Here is a 5,534-nt window from a genome sequence, read left to right as displayed (position 1 = left end):
TCAAGCCGTTTTTCGTGGGCAAAGCCCACGCTACAATCCTACAATCCTACAATCCTACAATCCGCGTCCAGTATCAGCGGCGTACCGTTATTCCCAAACCCGCCTACCAAGTCGAATAAGGATGCTTGCTCAAATACGCATTGGTAAATTTTCCTTCCGACGTAATCTCCGCGCCCAGCCAGTCCGGTTTTTCAAACGGTGCATCTTCCGCAGGCAGCTCGACCTCCGCCACCACCAAAGGCGCGTTATCGCCGAAATACTCGTCGATTTCAAACACAACGCCCTTAAATTCCACCCGATAACGGTGTTTTTCCATCTTAAACGGACACATCGTCTCCATCATCTGCCGCGCGTGCGCCAAAGGAATTTCGTATTCAAACTCACTGCGGCTGACATCCGAAATATAGCCTTTCAAAGTCAGCCAAGCCTTGTCGTCAATAATGCGCACGCGGATGGTGCGCTCTTTTTCCACGCTCAAATAGCCCTGCTGCAACACTTGCGGCGCAGAGGCTTCGCGCTTCCAGTCATCGTTTTTCAACAGGAAGCGGCGTTCGATTTCAATAGTCATCTGTTTGATTCCAATATAAAAGAAGGTCGTCTGAAAACAGGTTTTGCAGGTTTCGCACACACCTTAAAACGGCTTGAACACCACCATATACAAAGCGACGACCATCATCAATACAGGCACTTCGTTAAACACCCTGTACCACTTGTGCGAATGCGTATTGCGTTTTTCCTCAAAGCCGCGAAGCAGCGCGCCGCAATAAAATTGATAAGCCAAAAGCAGCAGGCCCATCAACAGCTTCACATGCAGCCAGCCCTGCCCCCACCAGCCCGTCACAAACGGAATCACCATGCCGCACACCAGCGTCCCGAACCCCAACGGCGACATAAACTTATACAGCCGCCGCGCCATCGCCGAGAGCCGCTCATATTCCACCGGCTGCTCCGCCGCCTCAACCTGCGCCAGATTCACAAAAATCCGCGGCAGGTAAAACAGCCCGGCGAACCACGAAATCACAAAAAACACATGCAAGAGCTTAAACCACAAATACATTTTCAGACGACCTCATGCTCGAAAACGCATATTTTACCCGCCAAACCGAAGCGGCTGTTTTCTTTATATCAACGACTGTCTGTTTTACGCCCGAAAAATTGTAAATTACATCATAATTTCGCATAGTTGATATGCAATAAGATTAAAATTTGTTAAAATGCGCATGTAATTAAAACTAATAGCCGCCATACCTCGCGGAACAAACACAAAACGGAAAGAAAACATGATTAAGCAATTTGAAATCAGCACCAGCGTTCAAAAACAACTCGGCGACTACCTCGCCGCCAACCAGACCGACCTCAAAACCGCCATGGCGGACGAAACCCGCAACGGCGAAGTCGCCGCCATCATCCATGCCGGCCTGCCCATGATGGTGCGCAAAATCTATTCTCTGGAAAAAATGAAAAACTTCTTCTGGACGAAAAAAGAGCTGATGGTCGAATTCGTCGCCATGCGCCTTGCCGCCGCCGAAAAGAAAAACGCCAAGAAAAAACGTTGATTCCTTCCGGCTCATCGAAGAAAAAGATAGAAAGGTCGTCTGAAAACCGATATCAAGGTTTTCAGACGACCTTTATCATTGTGAAATCACTATATAATACCGTCCATTAAGTTCCCGATATGAGCCAGCCATGTCCGCATCCCAACCCACCATCGCCGCCATCGCCACCGCACCCGGACGCGGCGGCGTCGGCGTGATCCGTCTTTCCGGTAAAAACCTGCTGCCTTTGGCGCAAACCCTCAGCGGCGGCAAAACACCCAAACCGCGCACCGCGCTTTACACCGACTTTCTCGGCAGCGACGGGCAGCCGATAGACAACGGTATCCTGCTCTACTTCGCCTCCCCTGCCAGCTTTACCGGTGAAGACGTGATTGAATTGCAGGGACACGGCGGCCCTGTCGTAATGGACATGCTGCTTTCGCGCTGCCTCGAACTGGGCGCGCGCATGGCGGAGCCGGGCGAATTTACCAAACGCGCCTTCCTCAACAACAAACTCGACCTTGCCCAAGCCGAAAGCGTCGCCGACCTCATCGACGCCTCCAGCAAGTCCGCCGCCCGCATGGCATTGCGTTCGCTCAAAGGCGCGTTTTCCCAACACATACACGAGCTGGTGGACGACCTTATTACTTTGCGGATGCTGGTCGAAGCCACGCTGGACTTCCCCGAAGAAGACATCGATTTTCTCGAAGCCGCCGACGCGCGCGGCAAGCTACAAGCCCTGCAAGGTCGTCTGAAAACCGTCCTCGCCAGCGCAGAACAAGGCGCGATTTTGCGCGAAGGCATGAACGTCGTCCTCGTCGGCGCACCCAACGTCGGCAAATCCAGCCTGCTCAACGCCTTGGCGGGCGACGACATCGCCATCGTAACCGACATCGCCGGTACTACCCGCGACACCGTGCGCGAACAAATCACCCTCGACGGCGTGCCCGTCCACATCATCGACACCGCCGGCCTGCGCGAAACCGACGACGTGGTCGAACAAATCGGCATCGAACGCAGCCGCAAAGCCGTCTCCGAAGCCGATGTTGCCCTGATTCTGATTGACCCGCGAGAAGGCGTAAACGCCAAAACCCAAGCCATTTTGAACAGCCTGCCCGAAGGTTTGAAAAAAATCGAAATCCACAACAAAGCCGACCTGACCGGCGAACCCGTCGCCGTCCGTTCAGACGGCCTCGCGCAAACCGGCGCGGACACCGTCATCAGCCTGTCCGCCAAAACCGGCGCGGGTCTCGACTTGCTCAAACACGCGCTGTTGCAGGAAGTCGGCTGGCAGGGCGAAAGCGAAAGCCTGTTCCTCGCCCGCAGCCGCCATCTCAACGCCCTGCACGAAGCCGAAGCCGAGCTGGAAAACGCCGCCCTCTGCGACAACAACCAAATCGAGCTTTTCGCCGAACACCTGCGCCTCGCCCAAAACGCGTGCAGCGAAATCACCGGCGAATTTACCGCCGACGATTTGCTGGGCGTGATTTTCTCGCGCTTCTGCATCGGCAAATAAAATTAAACCTTATCCATACACGAAAGGTCGTCTGAAACCCAAGATTCAGGTTTTCAGACGACCTTTTTATTTGAATCTTTCAATTTGTGGCGTGGCATTTTTCTTTATTCCCAACCCTTTTATGGGAATCTCAGCGACAAATTTCGATTTTAAAGACGGATGCTTGTGGGCGCAGAAGGGCGGTTAAAACGCTCTATAAAATCCACTGTTTGCACACAACTTATCCACATTTTAATCCCAGTTTATTCCACTAAATATAGTGGATTAAATTTAAATCAAGACAAGGCGATGAAGCCGCAGATAGTACAGATAGTACGGAACCGATTCACTTGGTGCTTTAAGCACCTTAGAGAATCGTTCTCTTTGAGCTAAGGCGAGGCAACGCCGTACTGGTTTAAAGTTAATCCACTATAAAGCATGATCCATTGAAAGTCGCCCCTATACAAAAAGGTCGTCTGAAAAATCGGTTTACCCAATTTTCAGACGACCTTTGATGTTTCAGTAGCTAAAAGACAAATGATTTAAAGCGTTTAATTTTTCCGCGCGGTAACAAATTCCGCCAGCAGACGTAAGTGCAGAGCTTTTGCGCCGAAGGGTTCGAGCAGGGCGGCGGCGGCGGCGGCGGTCAGGGTTTCGGCGTAGGCGCGGGCGGCTTGCAGACCCATCAGTTTGACGTAGGTCGGTTTGTCGTTGTCGCTGTCTTTGCCGGCGGTTTTGCCTAGGGTGGCGGTGTCGGCTTCGCAATCCAACACGTCGTCGATGACTTGGAACGCCAAGCCGAGTTTGGCGGCGTAGTTGTCTAGGGTCTGGACGTCGTCTGAATCCAAATCGGGGCAGGCAAGCGCGCCTAATACGACGGCGGCGCGGATGAGGGCGCCGGTTTTGAGGCTGTGCATCTGCTCCAACTGCGCCTGATTCATGGCTTTGCCGACGTTGGCAAGGTCGATGGCTTGTCCGCCCGCCATGCCGAGGCTGCCGGATGCTTTGGCGAGCGTGGACAACATGGCGATTTGGCGTTCGGCGGGCAGTCCGGTCGGACGGCTCAATACGTCGAAGGCTTGGGTTTGCAGCGCGTCGCCGACCAAGAGGGCGGTGGCTTCGTCGTATTTCACATGGCAGGTCGGTTTGCCGCGCCGCAGGCTGTCGTTGTCCATGGCGGGCATATCGTCGTGTACCAAGGAATAGACGTGCACCATTTCAATCGCCGCCATGGCTTGTTCGACGGCGTTTTGGTCGGCATCGCCCAATTCGGACGCGGCGAGCACCAAGAGCGGGCGCAGCCGTTTGCCGCCGCCGAGGGTAACGTAACGCATGGCTTCGTGCAGCGTGTGCGGCACTTGGTTTTCAGACGGCAGGAACCGCTCCAGCAGCAATTCGGTCTGCGCTTGGGCTTTTTGCTGCCATGCTTTCAATTCATTCGCCGGGTTCAAGGTTCAGCTCCTTCAGTTCGCCCGCGTCCAATACTTGCAGCTTTTGTTCGACTTCCGCCAGCTTGGTTTGGCAGTATCTGACCAGCTCGTTGCCTTCCTGATAGGCGGCCAGAGCGTCTTCCAGCGGCATTTCGCTGCTTTGCATGGATTGGGTCAGGGTTTCGAGGCGGGCGAGGGCTTCTTCAAAGGATTTGGGGGCTTTTTTCATGATGATGCGGGCAAAAAATCAAAGCGGTATTGTAGCATTTTATGGGCTGCTTCTTGGACGGGAACGGAAAAAGGTCGTCTGAAAACCTGATTTCCAAGTTTTCAGACGACCTTTTGAGCTGATGATGCGGTAAAAATCAGTCTTTCAGAGCAGCGGCACCAAACGTACCGTTTTTAGATTCCAGAAGATGATCGAATCGGCCGGTAAGCTCTTCTGCTTGGGGGCCGAGGAACATACCCGACATGATTTTTTGTTCTTTCTCATCCACATGGAAGAAGCGGTTGCCGGCGATTTGACCTTCCAGATTCACTTCATCAAATTCACCGTTCTCGGAGTAAACCGCACCGGAGAGGGATTTGCGGCCGAAGTCCACCATAAAGATGGAGTTGCCGAAAGTATTGACTTGTCCGACATCGCTGTAAAGCGCATAACCACGGTAAAAAGCCTGACCTTCTTGAGGCATCGCTGCTTCCGGAGTAATAACGCCTTGGTAGAACATATACGATGTATGGAGATTACCGTCTTCATTTTTCAAGCCATAAGATCCGTAGCGGCCGTATTTCAGATGCGTGGCGGCAACCAGGGCAAATTTGTCATCATCAATGCCGAAAGCTTCAGCTCTTTGTGGAGATACGGACACCAGCGAAATTTTTTGTCCGTCCAATTCAAGAACATTAATGTCGCCGGTATGGGAAATATCGTCACCCGTCATTCCTGATTGGGAAATTTTGCTGTAATAGCCGTCAATTTGTTGGGTTACAGCAGCTTCGGCGGCTTTAGGTTCTGCCTCAGCTTTTGCTTTCTCAGCTTCTTCAGCCTCTTCAGCAGCTTTGCGTTCGGCTTCG

General features: G+C 52.9%; 7 protein-coding genes. 2 read left to right on the top strand and 5 right to left on the bottom strand.

The window, feature by feature from the left end; translation table 11 throughout:
* Nucleotides 1-103 precede the first annotated feature (103 nt).
* Nucleotides 104-568: a CYTH domain-containing protein gene (locus HMPREF2572_RS09150; RefSeq protein ID WP_070497913.1), complete on the bottom strand. Its 465-nt coding sequence runs from the start codon at nucleotides 566-568 to the stop codon at nucleotides 104-106.
* A gap of 63 nt (nucleotides 569-631) precedes the next feature.
* Nucleotides 632-1,057 carry a CopD family protein gene (locus HMPREF2572_RS09145; RefSeq protein ID WP_003743211.1) on the bottom strand — a complete coding sequence of 142 codons (426 nt, stop codon included), beginning with the start codon at nucleotides 1,055-1,057 and terminating at the stop codon, nucleotides 632-634.
* Between the two features lie 223 nt (nucleotides 1,058-1,280).
* Here HMPREF2572_RS09145 and HMPREF2572_RS09140 point away from each other — a divergent pair, with 223 nt between their 5' ends.
* Nucleotides 1,281-1,556, top strand: coding sequence for a hypothetical protein (locus HMPREF2572_RS09140; protein ID WP_003762327.1), 276 nt, complete (start codon nucleotides 1,281-1,283; stop codon nucleotides 1,554-1,556).
* A gap of 130 nt (nucleotides 1,557-1,686) precedes the next feature.
* A complete protein-coding gene (mnmE, locus tag HMPREF2572_RS09135) occupies nucleotides 1,687-3,051 on the top strand; it encodes a tRNA uridine-5-carboxymethylaminomethyl(34) synthesis GTPase MnmE (RefSeq protein ID WP_070497911.1) in 1,365 nt (454 codons plus the stop codon).
* Nucleotides 3,052-3,581: 530 nt separating this feature from the next.
* On the opposite strand, the gene HMPREF2572_RS09130 is transcribed toward mnmE, so the two are convergent.
* The 3 genes from HMPREF2572_RS09130 to HMPREF2572_RS09120 form a co-directional block, all read right to left on the bottom strand.
* On the bottom strand, nucleotides 3,582-4,481 hold the full coding sequence (locus HMPREF2572_RS09130; protein ID WP_070497909.1) for a polyprenyl synthetase family protein: 900 nt from the start codon (nucleotides 4,479-4,481) through the stop codon (nucleotides 3,582-3,584).
* A complete protein-coding gene (locus tag HMPREF2572_RS09125) occupies nucleotides 4,465-4,689 on the bottom strand; it encodes an exodeoxyribonuclease VII small subunit (protein ID WP_003755792.1) in 225 nt (74 codons plus the stop codon). The genes HMPREF2572_RS09130 and HMPREF2572_RS09125 overlap by 17 nt, the downstream gene beginning before the upstream one ends.
* Before the next feature lie 136 nt (nucleotides 4,690-4,825).
* On the bottom strand, nucleotides 4,826-5,534 hold a 709-nt coding region (locus tag HMPREF2572_RS09120; protein WP_246827795.1), incomplete at its 5' end, for a transferrin-binding protein-like solute binding protein.

Origin of the sequence: Neisseria sp. HMSC064E01, assembly GCF_001808875.1 — a bacterium.
Taxonomy (GTDB): domain Bacteria; phylum Pseudomonadota; class Gammaproteobacteria; order Burkholderiales; family Neisseriaceae; genus Neisseria; species Neisseria sicca_A.
This window is presented reverse-complemented; position numbering and strand designations above follow the sequence as displayed.

Bases quoted from the DNA above. Each gene is read 5' to 3' on its own strand.
- HMPREF2572_RS09150 (WP_070497913.1), bottom strand. From the start codon at position 568: ATGACTATTGAAATCGAACGCCGCTTCCTGTTGAAAAACGATGACTGG.
- HMPREF2572_RS09145 (WP_003743211.1), bottom strand. From the start codon at position 1,057: ATGTATTTGTGGTTTAAGCTCTTGCATGTGTTTTTTGTGATTTCGTGG.
- HMPREF2572_RS09140 (WP_003762327.1), top strand. From the start codon at position 1,281: ATGATTAAGCAATTTGAAATCAGCACCAGCGTTCAAAAACAACTCGGC.
- mnmE (WP_070497911.1), top strand. From the start codon at position 1,687: ATGTCCGCATCCCAACCCACCATCGCCGCCATCGCCACCGCACCCGGA.
- HMPREF2572_RS09125 (WP_003755792.1), bottom strand. From the start codon at position 4,689: ATGAAAAAAGCCCCCAAATCCTTTGAAGAAGCCCTCGCCCGCCTCGAA.